The organism is Bacillus infantis (assembly GCF_020171945.1).
Lineage (GTDB): Bacteria > Bacillota > Bacilli > Bacillales > Cytobacillaceae > Bacillus_AB > Bacillus_AB infantis_A.
The window spans coordinates 88,372-103,928 of record NZ_JAIVAP010000009.1 but is presented as its reverse complement, the minus strand read 5'-3'; the positions used below and the strand labels follow the sequence as shown (position 1 = coordinate 103,928).

Annotated in this window: 15 protein-coding genes; 10 read left to right on the top strand and 5 right to left on the bottom strand. The window is 48.6% G+C overall.

Annotation, left to right across the window (positions count from 1 at the left end; all coding sequences use genetic code 11):
- Positions 1–255: 255 nt before the first annotated feature.
- A complete protein-coding gene (locus LCM00_RS13975) occupies positions 256–2,352 on the bottom strand; it encodes a DNA topoisomerase III (RefSeq protein ID WP_224903054.1) in 2,097 nt (698 codons plus the stop codon).
- Between the two features lie 282 nt (positions 2,353–2,634).
- Here LCM00_RS13975 and LCM00_RS13970 point away from each other — a divergent pair, with 282 nt between their 5' ends.
- From LCM00_RS13970 to hutH, 5 genes are all read left to right on the top strand, one after another.
- Positions 2,635–3,180 carry a sigma factor-like helix-turn-helix DNA-binding protein gene (locus LCM00_RS13970; RefSeq protein WP_224903052.1) on the top strand — a complete coding sequence of 182 codons (546 nt, stop codon included), beginning with the start codon at positions 2,635–2,637 and terminating at the stop codon, positions 3,178–3,180.
- Complete coding sequence (locus LCM00_RS13965) at positions 3,173–3,337, top strand: YvrJ family protein (protein WP_094769799.1); 165 nt, start codon at positions 3,173–3,175, stop codon at positions 3,335–3,337. The genes LCM00_RS13970 and LCM00_RS13965 overlap by 8 nt, the downstream gene beginning before the upstream one ends.
- Positions 3,318–3,539, top strand: coding sequence for a hypothetical protein (locus LCM00_RS13960; protein WP_224903050.1), 222 nt, complete (start codon positions 3,318–3,320; stop codon positions 3,537–3,539). Before LCM00_RS13965 ends, LCM00_RS13960 begins: the two co-directional genes overlap by 20 nt.
- A 223-nt stretch (positions 3,540–3,762) precedes the next feature.
- Positions 3,763–4,464 (top strand): CDP-diacylglycerol--serine O-phosphatidyltransferase, encoded by a 702-nt coding sequence (gene pssA, locus LCM00_RS13955; protein ID WP_224903048.1) that lies wholly within the window; start codon positions 3,763–3,765, stop codon positions 4,462–4,464.
- 719 nt (positions 4,465–5,183) lie between these two features.
- Entirely contained in the window at positions 5,184–6,671 is a 1,488-nt protein-coding gene (gene hutH, locus LCM00_RS13950) for a histidine ammonia-lyase (protein WP_224903046.1), read from the top strand.
- Between the two features lie 23 nt (positions 6,672–6,694).
- On the opposite strand, the gene LCM00_RS13945 is transcribed toward hutH, so the two are convergent.
- Positions 6,695–6,853 (bottom strand): hypothetical protein, encoded by a 159-nt coding sequence (locus tag LCM00_RS13945; protein ID WP_170939608.1) that lies wholly within the window; start codon positions 6,851–6,853, stop codon positions 6,695–6,697.
- A 191-nt stretch (positions 6,854–7,044) separates the two neighbouring features.
- Here LCM00_RS13945 and LCM00_RS13940 point away from each other — a divergent pair, with 191 nt between their 5' ends.
- The gene (locus tag LCM00_RS13940; protein WP_224903263.1) at positions 7,045–7,614 is read left to right on the top strand and encodes a peroxiredoxin; all 570 of its coding nucleotides are present in this window, start codon (positions 7,045–7,047) and stop codon (positions 7,612–7,614) included.
- A gap of 95 nt (positions 7,615–7,709) precedes the next feature.
- On the opposite strand, the gene LCM00_RS13935 is transcribed toward LCM00_RS13940, so the two are convergent.
- Entirely contained in the window at positions 7,710–9,542 is a 1,833-nt protein-coding gene (locus tag LCM00_RS13935) for a solute:sodium symporter family transporter (RefSeq protein ID WP_224903044.1), read from the bottom strand.
- Between the two features lie 149 nt (positions 9,543–9,691).
- On the opposite strand from LCM00_RS13935, the gene LCM00_RS13930 reads away from it, so the two are divergent.
- The 3 genes from LCM00_RS13930 (at position 9,692) to motB (ending at position 11,853) form a co-directional block, all read left to right on the top strand.
- Positions 9,692–10,069 carry a DnaJ family domain-containing protein gene (locus tag LCM00_RS13930; protein ID WP_224903041.1) on the top strand — a complete coding sequence of 126 codons (378 nt, stop codon included), beginning with the start codon at positions 9,692–9,694 and terminating at the stop codon, positions 10,067–10,069.
- A gap of 187 nt (positions 10,070–10,256) precedes the next feature.
- Positions 10,257–11,051 (top strand): flagellar motor stator protein MotA, encoded by a 795-nt coding sequence (motA, locus tag LCM00_RS13925; protein ID WP_224903038.1) that lies wholly within the window; start codon positions 10,257–10,259, stop codon positions 11,049–11,051.
- On the top strand, positions 11,044–11,853 hold the full coding sequence (gene motB / locus LCM00_RS13920; protein ID WP_224903035.1) for a flagellar motor protein MotB: 810 nt from the start codon (positions 11,044–11,046) through the stop codon (positions 11,851–11,853). The genes motA and motB overlap by 8 nt, the downstream gene beginning before the upstream one ends.
- A 434-nt stretch (positions 11,854–12,287) precedes the next feature.
- Here the strand turns inward: motB and LCM00_RS13915 are convergent, their stop codons facing one another.
- Both LCM00_RS13915 and LCM00_RS13910 read right to left on the bottom strand, forming a co-directional pair.
- Positions 12,288–13,490, bottom strand: coding sequence for an MFS transporter (locus LCM00_RS13915; RefSeq protein ID WP_224903032.1), 1,203 nt, complete (start codon positions 13,488–13,490; stop codon positions 12,288–12,290).
- A gap of 78 nt (positions 13,491–13,568) precedes the next feature.
- On the bottom strand, positions 13,569–13,988 hold the full coding sequence (locus LCM00_RS13910; RefSeq protein ID WP_224903029.1) for a MarR family winged helix-turn-helix transcriptional regulator: 420 nt from the start codon (positions 13,986–13,988) through the stop codon (positions 13,569–13,571).
- A 155-nt stretch (positions 13,989–14,143) separates the two neighbouring features.
- On the opposite strand from LCM00_RS13910, the gene LCM00_RS13905 reads away from it, so the two are divergent.
- Positions 14,144–15,529 (top strand): alanine/glycine:cation symporter family protein, encoded by a 1,386-nt coding sequence (locus LCM00_RS13905; RefSeq protein WP_224903026.1) that lies wholly within the window; start codon positions 14,144–14,146, stop codon positions 15,527–15,529.
- Positions 15,530–15,557: the final 28 nt, after the last annotated feature.

The window sequence follows — 15,557 nt, the reverse complement described above, 5'->3', positions numbered from 1 at the left end:
AAAGCTTCGCAGCCCCCCTCCGAACAGAATGGCCTTTCGCGCAAAAGCCCTCCGAGGCATTCGGAACCCTTTTCGGAACTTGTCAGCTTATCTGAAAACCCTCGGAACCTCCCTCCGAAAGCTTCGGAGGCGCATCATAAATGTCCCTTGGGCCGCGCTAATACTGCCGTCACGGGGGGCGAGGGGAATCGGAACCTGCCGGAAGTGTTCAGCCAATAAAAAAGACCCCGGCCGCTGCCGGCCGGGGTCCTGCTATCAATCGTCGTCCTTCATGGCCGCTTTCAGCAGATCGCCGAGGCTGGTTCCGAAGGATTCTTCGTTTTTGCTGTATTTCTGCACAAGCTTGCGTTCTTCGCGCTTGTTGACTGCTTTCTTTTTATTCTGCGCTTTTTCCACAACATTGCACGGGCGGCACTGGAAGTAGGTGCCGGCCTTGCCATTATGGATTTCCATCTTTTTATGGCATTGCGGGCAGCGGCGGTTGGAGAGCTTTGGATCTTTGCGCTTCCGGTAGCTGCATTCCATGTCAGAGCAGACGAGCACTTTGCCGTCCTTGGTGTTGCGCTCTTTCAGGAAGGAGCCGCATTCCGGGCATTTGCTGCCGGTCAGATTATGGGCTCTGTACGATTTGTCGCTTGTCTTGATTTCAGATACCAGCTGCTGGGTCTGCTGGCGGATCTTTTTCAAAAATTCCTTCGGGCTTGCCTTGCCGCGGGCAATCGCTTCAAGCTCCTGCTCCCATTTGGCTGTGAGCTCAGGTGATTTAAGGTCCTCGTTCACAAGGTCCATCAGCTGCTTGCCTTTGCCTGTTGGGTGGAGGCGTCCGCCGGCCTGGCGTTCAACGGCTTCGGTCGTAATGAGGCGTTCGATGATTTCTGCCCTTGTCGCAGGTGTGCCAAGGCTGTATTTTTCCATTTGTGATAAAATGTCGGCCTCGGTATAGCGTGCAGGCGGCTCAGTCAGCTTTTGCTCGGAAGAGACTGATTTTACTGTCAGAGACTGTCCTTTAGCCAGTGAAGCAAGATTCAGCTTAACTTCCTTTTCTTCACCTTTTCCTGTCACCTGCCGGAAGCCTTCTTCGATAACGGCGGTTTCTCTTGTTGAGAATGATTCGCCGTTCAGGTCAAAGGAAGCCTGGATCGTTTCATATTTGTACGGCTCATGGAAAAGAGCCAGGAAGCGGCGGACAATGATGTCGTACAGCTTTTTCTCATCATTATCCAGGTCGCTCAGGATGAGGCGCTCCTCGGTTGGGATGATGGCATGGTGGTCGGTTACCTTTTCATTGTTGAACACGCGCTTGGCAAGGACCTTCCCTTTTTTGGCCAGAAGCGGCTTCACCTCGTCCCTGTAGCCGGAGGCGATTCCATGCAGGCGGTCCAGCATCGTTGCTTCCATATCCTTTGTCAGGTAGCGGGAATCGGTCCTCGGGTAGGTGACAAGCTTGTATTGCTCATACAATCGCTGCAGGACATTGGATGTCTTTTTCGCCGAAAAGCCGAAGCGCTTATTGGCATCCCGCTGCAGCTCGGTCAGATCATAAGGAAGCGGCTGCTGCTCGCTTTTTTCCTTGCGGCTGATGGACTGGATCAAAGCTTTGGCTGAATTGGTTTTCGCAACGATGGCTTCTGCAGCATCTTTAGAAAAAGTCCTCTTCTCGCCATTCTTTTCCCAGTCTGCTTTAAACGGCCCAACCTGGGCTGAAATCGTCCAGTATTCCTTCGGAGTGAAGGATTGGATCATTTTCTCCCTTTCCATGATCAGGGCAAGCGTTGGTGTCTGTACACGCCCGGCAGAGAGCGGGTCATTGTATTTTGTAGTCAAAGCCCTTGTCACATTCAATCCGATCAGCCAGTCAGCTTCAGCGCGGCATACCGCTGAATCGTACAGGGCAAGGAACTGGTCCCCGGGCTTCAGGCTCTGGAAGCCTTCTTTAATCGCACGGTCTGTGACAGAGGAGATCCACAGGCGCTTGACCGGCTTTTTCCAATAAATTTTTTCGAGAATCCAGCGGGCTACCAGCTCACCTTCACGTCCGGCATCGGTCGCGATGATGATTTCGCTGATATCTTTCCGTTTGGAAAGCGTGTCAATGGCACGGAACTGGTGGCTTGTCTGCTTCATGACCTTCAGTCCCATCCGGTCAGGGATGATCGGCAGGTCCTCCAGGTTCCAATGCTTGAATTTCGTATCATAATTCTCAGGCATTTTCAGTTCAACCAGATGGCCGAGCGCCCAAGTGACAATGTATTTATTTCCTTCTATATAAGATTTATGAGTCTGCGTACAGCCGAGCACACGGGCAATCTCCCGGGCCACACTCGGTTTTTCCGCAAGTACGAGTGATTTCATGTAAAGCTCCTTTCAAATCTGTGCTTCCTCTATAAGTATAACGGAAACGCAGGAAAAATTGTAATGGACAAACAGAATGGGAAGCCGGTAAAAAGGATATAAAGGAAATAACAGCAGCTGGCACCAAAGGCCCTTATAAAAAAGGGAGGGCAATGTTAAAATAATGCAGGACAGGTTGTTTTTTTTCATAATTTTTATACTTTATAAAGTAGAACAGGCAAGCTTGTTCTCATTTTTTTAACTCAAAAACAGAACATACGTTCTAAATGAGGAGGTGTCAAAATGGAAGGCAGGGAGCCGAATATGGTGGTTCGTGAATTTTTGAGGCAGGAAGCGCATCAAAAGCTGTATGAGGATTATCTGGATGATCCCCATGAGAAAAATAAAGCCCGGCTTGAAGCAGCCTTTAAAAGGTATTTCAGGCATGTCCGCTTCGTTTCTTATCTAAGTAAGACCATTTATTATGAGTCAAGGAAGTTCGACATGAAGACGAGGGAATTGCGCGCCAGATATCAGCTCACACTGGATGTGCCTGCTTCAGAAGCAGAGAGCGGGGCAGAACCCATGATACAGCTCCTCGAAGACGAGTCAGCGCTCCGGCCTTTCATGGAAATCCCCTCCGGCAGGCTGGAAGATTACACAGCCGATCCCCGGCTAGCCAGAATCATCAAAGCGCTGACACCAAGGCAGCAGGAAATTCTCTTTTATGCATTTGTCCGCAGCCTCCCTGATGCCGAAACAGCCAGATTGCTCGGCATCAGCCCGCAGGCAGTATCAAAGACTAAAAATAAGGCGATTGAAACCATAAGGAGGAAATACAATGCTTGAACAGCTGAATCTTTTGCAGATCATCGGCAATTTCGGATTCCCCATTGCCATTACCATGTATTTGCTGCACCGCTATGAAAACCGGTTTGAACAGCTGAAAACAAAAATGGAGGACATTTCCCGAAGCATCGCACAGATTGAAAAAGACAAAGGGTGAAATCATGAATTTGTCACAGCAGGAAATAGAGGAAATCATGAAGGCCATCGAGCCTAAAATCAAAAAATCCCTATACCAGACAGGCAAGGAAAACCGGGAAGACCTCGAGCAGGAACTGCGCGAAGCTGTCCTCCGCAAGCTCCGCGACAACAAACTGGAGGAAGTTCCCGGCTTTTTCGAGATGATGGAGAGGGGGGAGTGAAGGTGACAGGCACCTATACCAGTTATAGACCAGTTGCGGGTGGCCTTGTGATTAGCACTTCAGGACTGCGGGTAAAGGGAAAGACAAACTTTTGCCCCAGTTTTTTTCTTCCCTGCCGCATTGAAGTGGTATAATGGCTGTAACGGCTGCGGGTGCCAGGCACGGGGTAAATGTGCCTGGCACCCGGCGTACATATTATGTTGCTGGAGTGTGATGGAAGCCTGTGCGATTACGATTTACGAAATCTATCCCCAATCTTGTCACTCAGGGAAACCTGTACTGCGGTTTCCTATCTATAGGGTTTGCAGCGAACGGCCAATTCAAGAATGCGGCGATCCTCATTCTGATCGGCATGATGCTTGACAGCATGGACGGCAGGCTTGCCCGGATGCTGAAGGCTGACAGCGCGCTCGGAAAAGAGCTCGACTCGCTCGCAGACATCGTCACTTTCGGGGTGGCGCCGTCCTTTTTAGTGTATTATACATATTTTTATCAATTCGATATTCTTGGCCTTGCAGTCGCCGGCCTTTTCCCGCTGTTCGGAGCATTCAGGCTGGCCAGGTTCAATATCAGTTCCCCAAAATCGTCTATGAATTATTTCGTCGGCGTCCCAATCACGGCTGCAGGGGGCATCATGGCGCTCCTCACGCTGTTCGGGGACAAAATCCCGAATATCGTCACGACCGTTATTTTTACAGCATTATGCTTTCTAATGGTCTCAAAAATCAGGATCCCAAGCCTGAAGGAAGTCCCGCTTCCGAAATACGGAACGATTGTCACCATCTTTCTCGGCTGCCTTCTGTATCTGATCTACAAAGGAACATACGAGCAGTTTCCCTACCTGATCTATATTGCGGCACCCATGTATATCGCCTATCTGGCCTATATCTTTGTAAAAGGGAAAAATAAGAAGGATATCGACTGAAAAAACCGCTGAGAAGCGGTTTTTTTTGATTGGGCGGAGCTTTCGAGGCGGAGGATGATCCGGTAATGTCGTTAATGAGGTGGGCGGATGAAGGGAGAGAGCTCTGGGAGGCGGGGAATCTACCGAACTAGCGAATTAATCTGCCGATTGAGAGCATTAATCTACCGAATTAGCGATTAATTTAACCAATTGAGCGGATAATCTACCACCTCCGCGAAATCGGCTGCAAATTCGTGGTTTTTAACCAGTTTGAGAGCGGGAGCTGCCAGGGTTTGCGGTATTTTTGTGAGTGGAGTGCCTCCATTGCGGCTATTTTAATGGTATGAGAGCGGAATCTACCGAACTAGCGAATTAATCTGCCGATTGAGAGCATTAATCTACCGATTTAGCGATTAATTTAATCAATTGAGCGGATAATCTACCAACTCCATCATTCATCCACCCGAAAAGCCACAAAACAGCCCGCTGCCAAAAAACTTCACCCCGCTACCATGCTAATCATCTAACAATCTAATATGTTAAAATTTGGTAAAATTCTGTTGACATCATAAAAAGTCTATTCATACAATGAAGAATAGAATAAATAAATCATAATGGATGATGCGCAATGAAGAGGAAAACACATCAACTTATAACATTTTCGAAAGAGGCTGTATTTCAAACCCTGGTTTGAATGCAGCCTCTTCTTTATTTCGCTAATATGCTGAGGGGGAATAACAATGATTGAATTGACAGGCGGCACATTAACATTGGAACAGGTTAGGGAGATTGTTTTTGAAAAAGAACAGGCGGCTGCATCTGCCGGGAGTATGGAGCTGGTGAAGCAAAGCCATGAGGCGGTGCGCAGGATTGTTGAAGAAGAAAGGGTCATCTATGGGATCAATACAGGTTTTGGCAAGTTCAGCGATGTGCTGATCAATCAGAAGGATGTTAAGGCGCTTCAGCTGAATCTCATTCGTTCCCATGCATGCGGGGTGGGGGAGCCTTTTCCTGAATCTGTTTCAAGGGCGATGCTGCTGCTGAGGGCAAATGCGCTGTTAAAAGGATATTCAGGTGTGAGGCCGGAGCTGGTTGAAAGGCTGCTTGTGTTCCTGAATGAAGAAATTCACCCTGTCATCCCGCAGCAGGGCTCGCTTGGCGCGAGCGGGGATCTTGCTCCATTGTCCCATCTTGCTCTTGCCCTGATTGGTGAGGGGGAGGTTTTTTATAAAGGGAAGAGGGTGCCTTCATCAGAGGCCATCGAGTCTGCCGGACTTGCGCCTTTCCATCTGGAGGCGAAGGAGGGGCTTGCCCTCATCAACGGCACCCAGGCTATGACCAGCATGGGTGCGGTCGCTTATCTCGAAGCAGAGCAGCTGGCTTTTCAAAGCGAGATGATTGCGGCTATAACGATGGAAGGCCTGAACGGCATTACGGATGCCTTCGATGAAGGGATCCATCTGGCGCGCGGCTATCAGCAGCAGATTGATACTGCAGCAAGGATGAGGGATTATCTTGCCGGAAGCCGGCTGACGACCGTTCAGGGGCAGCTCCGCGTCCAGGATGCCTATTCCCTCCGTTGCATCCCCCAGGTTCATGGCGCCAGCTGGCAGGCGCTTGATTATGTAAAAGAAAAATTGGAGATTGAAATGAATGCAGCGACCGATAATCCGCTGATTTTTGATGAGGGGGACCGGGTCATTTCGGGCGGAAACTTTCATGGGCAGCCGATCGCTTTTGCAATGGATTTTATGAAGATTGCTGTGGCAGAGCTGGCCAATATTTCGGAAAGAAGAATCGAGCGGCTCGTCAATCCGCAGCTGAGCGACCTGCCTGCGTTCTTAAGCCCGGAGCCTGGCCTCCAGTCTGGAGCCATGATCATGCAATACAGCGCGGCATCGCTTGTTTCGGAAAATAAGACGCTGGCCCATCCGGCGAGTGTTGATTCCATTCCGTCCTCCGCCAACCAGGAGGACCATGTGAGCATGGGGACGATCGGATCCCGGCATGCGTGGCAGATCATCCAGAATGCGACCCGGGTGCTGGCAATTGAGCTGATCTGCGCCCTGCAGGCAGCCGAGTTCAGGGGCGTTGAAAAAATGGCTCCGAAAACGAGAAAAATTTATGAAAAAGCAAGGGAGATTGTGCCTTCTATTACGGAAGACAGGATTTTCTCCAAGGATATTGAAAAATGTGCAGCCTGGCTGAAGGAAGGAAAAATAAAATAGGGGAGGACCGCCTCCCCTTATGCTTAATCTTCTTCTTCGACCCGGTTTTTAAAGGCTTCCTGGACGACGATGAATTCTTCATCCTCAATCGCGTCTTTAGAGTGCCTTTCAACTAGCGTCCCCTCAGGGAAGTTTCCGGGATGCCCTTTGCGTTTATGGTTAAAATGTTCTCCTCGTGACATAAGCAGATCGTCTCCTTTCATAGGTGGGAATAGGTTCTTATCGTAGCTTTCCCGCCCCGGCCGCCGGATATGTGCCCAAAACTTGTTCAGCTTTTGCAGGATGTGCATATCTATAATGATATATAGCACATTAGAAAGGAGAGATGCGTATGCGGGAAGCGTACCAGGCGGAGGAACTGGCCAAACAGCCTATGCCTTTTACAGCTACAAAAGGGGATCCTGCCCCGCTGTTTACAGCTGATGCCGTCATTGACCAGGGAATCCAGAAGGTCAGCCTGCAGGATTTCAAGGGCCAGTGGGTGCTGCTGTTTTTTTACCCCAGCGACTTTACCTTTGTCTGACCGACAGAATTGGCGGCGGTCGCCGCTATTTACCCTTATGTAAAGAACATGAATGTGGAAGTCCTGGCCATCAGCACGGACAGCGTCTATTCCCACAAAGTGTTCAAAGAAACATCGCCTTCCCTGAAGCATGTGACCTTCCCGCTCCTGAGCGACCGGACCCACAGCATCAGCAAGGCCTACCGCGTTCTTGATGAAAACTCAGGCGCATCATTCCGGGCATCTGTGTTCTTGAACCCGGAGCAGATCATTCAGGCAAAATTGATTTATCCCGGCAATATCGGCCGCAATCTCCATGAGCATGTCCGCATCCTTCAAGCCCTCCAGTATGCAAAACAGACAGGCAAAGGCACACCTGCCAACTGGATGCCGGGCCAGCAGGGAATGATCAGCGACCCGAATATGATTGGAAAAATATAAATTGGGGTTGCTGCAGGAACCAGCGGCTGTCCAATAAACAAAAGACCCGCCTTTCATAAAGCGGGTCTTTTTGCTTGATATATAAACTGACTTTCCTAGTCTTTAACCGCAGTTTGCTTGGCATTGACAATCAGCGGATTCAGGCCGGAGCCTGTTCTTTTGACTTGCGTGGCGCCTTCTGTGTTCTGGCCTTCCAGATAGGAAGCGTATTTTCTGTTCCAGAATTTCATGGACAGATAGATGAAGATGCCGGCAATGATAAAGATGGCGACTGTGGCAGGCCAGAAGGCTGGTGAAACGACAGCAGCTTCATAAGCAAGGCCGATTTTTGAAAAGACGATATACGTAAAAGCAACGAGCGCGAGGAGAATGATGGAAACCGGAATGACGCCCTTCCACGGAACCATATTCACCTGGGCATCTGCACGGAAATGATAGGCAGAGGCTCTCGGTTTTATTTTACCGATAATGATCATCATCAGAATCTCGACAGCAAACAGGATGGCATAGATATGAATAAAGTGGATCGGAACCGAATAGCCAAACAGATGGTCAGTGCCCCATACGAGCATATAATAAGCAATCACATGGAAAATAATGACCACTTTCGGCGCCAGTGCCGGGATATATTTCGAGAATATGCCGACGAGTACGATGGCGATGATCGGTATGTTGAAAAATCCAGTGAACCTCCGAATCAGGTCCCAAAGTCCGTCAGATGCGTTCATCAGCATCGGAGAGATGAATAAAGAGACAATGGCGAGGACAGTCCCGAACCATTTACTGATGCTGATCAGCTTTTCATCACTCACATTAGGGTTGATTCTTGGCTTGTATATATCCAGTGCAAAAAGGGTTGCGGCGCTGTTCAGCAATGAATTGAAGGAGCTGAACACGGCTCCCAGCAGGACCGCAAGGAAAAATCCGGACAGATAGCCGGGCATCACATCTGAAATCAGGGTTGGGTAGGCAAGGTCGACTGATTTCAGTGAATTGCCGTAAAGATGAAAGGCAATGACACCGGGAATCATCATGAAAACAGGGACAAGCAGCTTATAAAAGCCTGAAATCATGACACCCTTTTGGCCTTCAGCCAGATTTTTCGCACCTAATGTACGCTGGATAACATACTGATTAGAAGCCCAATAGAATAGATTGGCAAAAATCATTCCGGTAAAAATGGTGCCGAATGGGACAGAGTCTTCCTTCGTCCCGATGCTGTTCAATTTTTCAGGATGATCAGTGGCAATGGTTTTCAGGCCGCTGAAGAAATTGCCGTCGCCAAGGGCGAAGAAGCCAAGAACCGGGATCAGGATACCGATGATCAGGAGGCCGATTCCGTTTAATGTATCAGAAACAGCAACAGCCTTCAGTCCGCCGAAAATGGCGTAAATGGCGCCGATGATGCCGATGATCCAAATGACGAGCCAAACAGATGATTCATATGTAATACCTAAAAGGGACGGCACATCAAACAGCTGCAGCACAGCCAGTGCCCCCGAATAAAGCATAGATGGTATAGTAACAAGGATATATCCAAGCATGAACAGGATGACGGTGTAGCGCCGCACCCCTTCATCAAAGCGCTTGCTTAAAAACTCAGGCAGCGTCGTGAAGTTTCCGCCCAAATATTTTGGAAGCAGATAAACAGCCATGAAGATGATGGCGAAAGCTGCGGTAACTTCCCAGGCCATATTGCTCAAATTGGTCCGGTAGGCCTGTCCATTCAGGCCGATCAGCTGCTCGGCCGACAGATTTGTCAGCAACAGCGATCCGGCGATGAAGCCCCCTGTCAATCCCCTCCCTGCCAGGAAATATCCTGTTGAATCGCTGACTGCCCCTTTCGTTTTCACATACGAAATCCAGGCAACGATCGCCATAAAAAAGGCGCAGGATATTAAAGTGAAAGCAATTCCCCCAGTAAACATAGGTGCACTTCCTTTTCTCTTTTTAGTTCGTTAAATAACCTCAAAACACTTATTTCAAACCATTTTCTAAAAAGGAATATAATGCCATCTGCTTTAAAATAGAGGTAGAGGCCTTTATAATAAAGTAAAGGATTGAAAGGAGGCCGCAGATGGACCTTTTTGGAATCATTTCAGAAGAACGGATCAAGAAAGGCTATAAAGAAGGCGAATTTGAAAACCTTCCCGGCTTTGGAAAACCGCTTCCCCATGATGAGCTTTCCCATGTCCCCGACGATTTGCGCATGGCCTACAGAATGATGAAAAATGCAGGCTACACAGAAGAAGACAATGCTTTAAAGCAGGAGATGTCCACCATCGAGGATCTTATAAAAAAATGCGAAGACCCTGCAGAAAAGAAAGATCTTCAGAAGCAGCTGAACCAGAAGCTGCTGAAATTCAACAGCATGATGTCTAAAAGGCGGGCAAGCACAAACTCCTCGATCTTTAAAAACTATGAAGATAAGATTCATCATAAATTGATTGATTGAAAGCTCCCTGATTAGGGGGGTTTTTTTGAGGGCGGATACATCACGGTAGGTATATATGCCTATTTTACAGGCTTTTATTTGTCTGAAAGTAAAAGAATTGCAGATTAATATTAGAATTGGCCTAAATAAATGAGGGTCCCTGTCGAAATAAATAGAAATAGACATTTTATTAAGACAGGTGACGTATATGGATAAATCATCATTAATTGGGCTTATTCTGGCAATCATTGGCGTAGGAGTCGGTATGGTGCTGAAAGGGGTGCCGCCTTCAGCCCTGGTAAACCCGGCTGCCATCCTGATTATCATCGTTGGGACAATAGCGGCGGTTACCATCGCTTTTCCGATGAACGAGCTGAAAAAAGTGCCAAAGCTTTTCGGTATTTTATTTAAGGAACAAAAACAGATGGTTCCGACAGACCTGATCAGGATGTTTTCAGAGTGGGCACAGCTGGCGCGGAAGGAAGGCCTTCTTGCACTTGAAGCCAAAACGAATGAAATTGATGACCCATTTTTGAAAAACGGCCTTTCGCTCGCAGTGGACGGACAAAGTGCCGATTATATCAGGGATGTACTCTCTGAAGAGATTGAGTCAATGGAAGAAAGGCATCTTTCAGGAGCCGCCATTTTCACACAGGCCGGGACATATGCCCCGACCCTTGGAGTTCTTGGAGCGGTTGTCGGCCTGATTGCCGCCCTGGGGGATATGACGAACACCGACGCACTCGGGCATGCCATCAGTGCGGCCTTTGTGGCAACCCTGCTTGGAATTTTCACTGGATACGTTTTATGGCATCCTTTTGCCAACAAGCTGAAGCGCAAATCAAAGCAGGAATCAAAGCTCAAATATATGATGATCGAGGGAGTACTCTCCATCCTGGAAGGAGAAGCACCGCGCGTCATCGAGCAAAAGCTGGCATCCTATCTGCCTGCAGGGGAAAGGAAGCAATTCCTCGAGGAAAGCGAAGTGAAGGCAGATGAGTAAGCGGAAGAAAAAGGAGCATCATGAGGAACATGTTGATGAGTCCTGGCTGATTCCCTATGCTGACATCCTGACGCTCCTGCTTGCCCTTTTCATCGTCCTGTTTGCAATGAGCTCAGTGGATGCCCAGAAGTTCGAGGCCCTTTCAAAGGCCTTCAATGATGCATTCAATGGCGGAACCGGCTTCTTCGAGTTCCCGAGCCCGATGCCGGACGGCGCCATGCAGTCAGCCGATAAGGCTGAGACCGAAAACAAAGACGAAGTAGAGCAGGCCTCTGCTGCCGGCACCTTAGAAGAAGGCCAGAACGATATTGAAGCAGAAGGCAAAATCCAGAAGCTCACAGACAAGCAGGAACTCAAGGAAGTCGAAGAAAAGGTGAAAACCTATATTCAAAACAATGGCCTCACAGACAAGCTTGAGACTTCACTGACAGATGAAGGGCTGCTTGTAACGATCCGGGACAACGTTTTTTTCGCTTCCGGAAGCGCTGAAGTAAGGTCCGGCGAATTGACGATCGCCGACGAAATCGGTGAATTGCTCGTCATGGACCCGCCGCGCAATATCATCATCAGCGGCCATACAGACAATATGCCGATCAAAAACTCCGAGTTTGAATCCAACTGGGAATTAAGCGTCATGAGAGCCGTAAACTTCATGAAAATCCTTCTGCATAACAAAGACCTGGATGCCCGGGCCTTCAGTGCGAAAGGATTCGGCGAATTCCAGCCGGCCGCCACCAATGACACAAAAGAAGGCCGGGACAAAAACAGGCGGGTTGAAATTTTAATATTGCCAAGAACATAGACCGGACCGGATGGGTTCGGTTTTTTTGTTTGTATCGGCGGAGTGCTGCAGTCGAGCGGACGGGGCAGGTTAGTCGCAGATATAATGGGAAAGCTGCCAATAGAGTTTGAAGCGGCTATTGGGGAATCAGGCCGGTTTTAGGAGAGTTGAAAATAAAAGCTGGAAGTCGCAAATAAACTGGGAAAGTCGCAAATAAGAGCTGCGGGTCGTTTTAGCAGAGTTGCTAATAAAAGCTGGAAGTTGCTAATATAATGGAAAAGTTGCTAATAAAATGAAAAAGTTGCTAATAAAAGTGGAAACTTGCTAATAAAACGAAAAACTTGCTAATAACCGCAAAATGAAGCTGCCCATCAACCCAAAAACCGGAACTAAACGCCTGAATTCCATCCGCAAACATAAAAACAGGACCCTCCAGCCGGGGGTCCTGTTCAATATTACATAGAAATATTCACTTCTGACTGCATGTCTTCTTTGGCTGCTGCTGTTTTTTTCCCATGAAGGATATAGTAGAGCCCAAGGCCGATCAGTGAGACCAAAACTAGCACCATGTATAGCTTGGCAAATCCTGTGTAGACGGCGACGATGCCGAGTACATAGGAGCCAAGGCCGATGCCTGAGTCGAACATCGTAAAGAAGGTGGAGGTGGCCAGCCCTCTTTTTGCAGGATCGGCATTTTTAATCGCAACGGTCTGCATGCTCGGAACGATGGTGCCGTAGCCCAGGCCAATCACGGCGCCGGCAAGCAGGAACAGGAAGCTATTGTCTGCAAGGCTGAGCAGGAACAGGCCGGCGGCGAATAAGACGATTGCCGGATAGATGACCCTGTTTTCACCGTACATGTCAAACCAGCGGCCTGTGAACGGGCGTGAAATCAGGATGAAGGCTGCATAGACGACAAAGAAAAAGGACGCCGCCTGCATTAGTCCCAGCTCCTTGGCATACACCGAAATGAAGGATAATACACCTGAATAGGCAAACGCGAGCGTGCCGGCTGCAATGGAAACCGGAACGGCATTTTTTTCAAACAGGCTTGAAAAAGCGAATGAAGGCTGCTTTGTTTTTTCGCCAGTGTTTTCCGGGATGCTGATGATAGATGACAGCACCAGAGCCAGGACGGCAAGCACCGTACATAGAACAAAAATCCAGCTGTATGCGGCATACTGAATGATGGTCAGCCCTGTGAAAGGCCCGATAACCATGGCAAGGTTCATGAACATGGCATAATAGCCAAGCCCTTCGCCGCGCCTTTCAGCCGGTACGATATCAGCGACAATGGCACCAGTGGCCGTTGTAGCCATTCCGAAGCCCGCGCCATGCAGGAAGCGGACTGCCAAAAGCATAGGCAGGCTGTCTGCTGTAAAGTAGAGTGCGGAAGCAATTGTAAAAATAACCATAGAAATCATCAGGATTTTCTTGCGGCCGATTTCGTCGATCCATTTTCCTGTAAAAGGCCGGGAAATGACGGCGGCGATCAGGAATACCGAAATGATGAGGCCGACCTGTGATTCACTTCCTTTTAAATCATCGAGAATGTAAATGGGAAGAGTGGTGAGCAATATATAAAACCCGATAAATAAGAAAAAACTAGTAATAGAAACGCCTAAAAAGTCCTTTGTCCAAAGGGGTTGTTTCTTCATGATTGTCCTCCTTGATGTCATGTTTACTGAGAGTCTGTGAAGTAGTGAGAAGAAAAACGGAAGATCTTGCGGGGCTGATCAACGTCCGGAATTTTGCTTCATTTTTTGCATGACTGATATGGCAGCCATTAATTCTTCTTCAGAAATATCCTCCAACATTTTTTGTTCATATCCTTCTACGGCGGCCAGCCAATCTGGATATTGAGTGAGGGCTGCATCTGTGAGCAGAATCTTTTTTTCGCGCTTGTCTTTCCCCGGCACCCTGCTGATCCAGCCTGATTTTTCAAGGCGAAGGAGGGCTCTTGTCATGGTCGGGGCCTCAACGCTGAGATAGGTGGAAAGCTCAACCTGTGTGCTGGGGCCTGTTGTTTTCAGCCTGTAGATGATCGGCCATTGTGCGGCATAAAGTCCCATTGGGGTAAGCACATCGTTCAGGCCCTTGGAGAACTGCCGGGTACATTGGTTGAAGCTGTGAAAAAAAGGATCCATTTTATTCATATATTATCACCCGTTTCAATTAGTTGCCTAGCTAACTATAAGGGAAAAAGACATATTTGTCCAGTCCGTTTTTAGGAAACAGGTTTGAAGAGCGGCTTGAAGGGAATGGGTTAAACAGCAGCAATGTGCAATTTATCTACTAGGGGGAAATTCAATTGGACTCATTTTTAGAGCTTGTGGGAAGTATATCGGCTTGGCTGTGGGGGCCGCCGATCATCATCATCCTGGCTGGAACGGGCATATATTTAACCTTTTTACTGGGATTCTTTCAATTCAGATACCCGGTTTATATTCTCAAGCAGACCTTCGGCAGTGTGTTTAAAAAGCCGAAAGGAGAGGGGACGGTCACTCCGCTCCAGGCGCTGACATCTGCACTGTCCTCGACAATCGGAGCGGCAAATATCGTCGGTGTACCGGCAGCCATCATGTTCGGCGGACCCGGTGCAGTCTTCTGGATGTGGGTGATCGCTTTAATCGGCATGGCCATCAAGTTTTCGGAAAGCGTCCTGGCGGTCAAGTACCGTGAGAAGAATGAAGATGGCGAGTATGTCGGCGGGCCGATGTACTATATGACAAAAGGGCTCAATATGAAATGGCTGGGCGTCTGGTTTGCTTTTGCGCTTATGATCGAGCTGATCCCAAGCATCATGGTGCAGGGAAATGCGGTGTCATCGGCTGTTTCAGAAACATTTGAAATCAATGGGCTGTGGACGGGAATTGCTGTGGCAGCAGTTGTATCATTAATTGTATTCGGCGGGATCAAGCGGATCGGACAGGTGACCGAAATCCTGGTTCCGTTTATGGCATTGATTTATGTAGGAACAGCACTTGTAATCCTTTTTATGAACATCAGCAAGGTTCCTGAGGTATTGGAATTAATCTTCACATACGCGTTCCAGCCGGCAGCGGCGATGGGCGGCTTTGCAGGTGCAGCCATCGGCGAGGTCATCCGCTGGGGCTTTGCGAGAGGATTATATTCCAATGAAGCAGGACTTGGAACTGCTCCGATTGCCCATGCGGCCGCACAGACGGACCATCCTGTACGGCAGGGCTTTTGGGCGATCGTCGGCATTGTCGTTGATACGCTGATTGTCTGCTCTGCGACAGCTTTTGTGGTGCTGTCTTCAGGCGTCTGGCAGAGGGAAGGAGCTATGGATGATCCATCATCCCTGACAACAGCAGCTTTTTCCCAGTACTTCGGACAGACAGGCAGCCTCATTGTTACGATTTCACTTATATTCTTTGTTGTATCAACCATCATTGTGGTCATTTTCTATGGATCAAAGCAGGCGGAATTCCTGTTTGGCGATTTTGCCGGACAGGCCATCAAGTTTGTTTATATCGGAGCTATCGTGCTTGGGTCGGTAGGCGCTGCGCAGACGATCTGGCAGTTCCTTGACCTGGCGCTGGCAGCAATATTGGTTCCAAACATCATTGCCGTCCTTCTGCTGAGCAAGCAGGTGAAAGAGCTTAAAAATGAGTTTTTCACCTCGGAGAAATACTATTTGAAGGATATTAAAAAGAAAGATGATGCGGCATAAAAAGGCGGGGATTTCCCCGTCTTTTTTT

Excerpts from the sequence above, each read along its gene's own strand:
- LCM00_RS13935 (WP_224903044.1), bottom strand. The coding sequence starts at position 9,542 with ATGTTTACTGGGGGAATTGCTTTCACTTTAATATCCTGCGCCTTTTTT.
- hutH (WP_224903046.1), top strand. The coding sequence starts at position 5,184 with ATGATTGAATTGACAGGCGGCACATTAACATTGGAACAGGTTAGGGAG.
- LCM00_RS13915 (WP_224903032.1), bottom strand. The coding sequence starts at position 13,490 with ATGAAGAAACAACCCCTTTGGACAAAGGACTTTTTAGGCGTTTCTATT.
- LCM00_RS13975 (WP_224903054.1), bottom strand. The coding sequence starts at position 2,352 with ATGAAATCACTCGTACTTGCGGAAAAACCGAGTGTGGCCCGGGAGATT.
- motB (WP_224903035.1), top strand. The coding sequence starts at position 11,044 with ATGAGTAAGCGGAAGAAAAAGGAGCATCATGAGGAACATGTTGATGAG.
- LCM00_RS13930 (WP_224903041.1), top strand. The coding sequence starts at position 9,692 with ATGGACCTTTTTGGAATCATTTCAGAAGAACGGATCAAGAAAGGCTAT.
- LCM00_RS13910 (WP_224903029.1), bottom strand. The coding sequence starts at position 13,988 with ATGAATAAAATGGATCCTTTTTTTCACAGCTTCAACCAATGTACCCGG.
- LCM00_RS13965 (WP_094769799.1), top strand. The coding sequence starts at position 3,173 with ATGCTTGAACAGCTGAATCTTTTGCAGATCATCGGCAATTTCGGATTC.
- LCM00_RS13945 (WP_170939608.1), bottom strand. The coding sequence starts at position 6,853 with ATGTCACGAGGAGAACATTTTAACCATAAACGCAAAGGGCATCCCGGA.
- motA (WP_224903038.1), top strand. The coding sequence starts at position 10,257 with ATGGATAAATCATCATTAATTGGGCTTATTCTGGCAATCATTGGCGTA.
- LCM00_RS13970 (WP_224903052.1), top strand. The coding sequence starts at position 2,635 with ATGGAAGGCAGGGAGCCGAATATGGTGGTTCGTGAATTTTTGAGGCAG.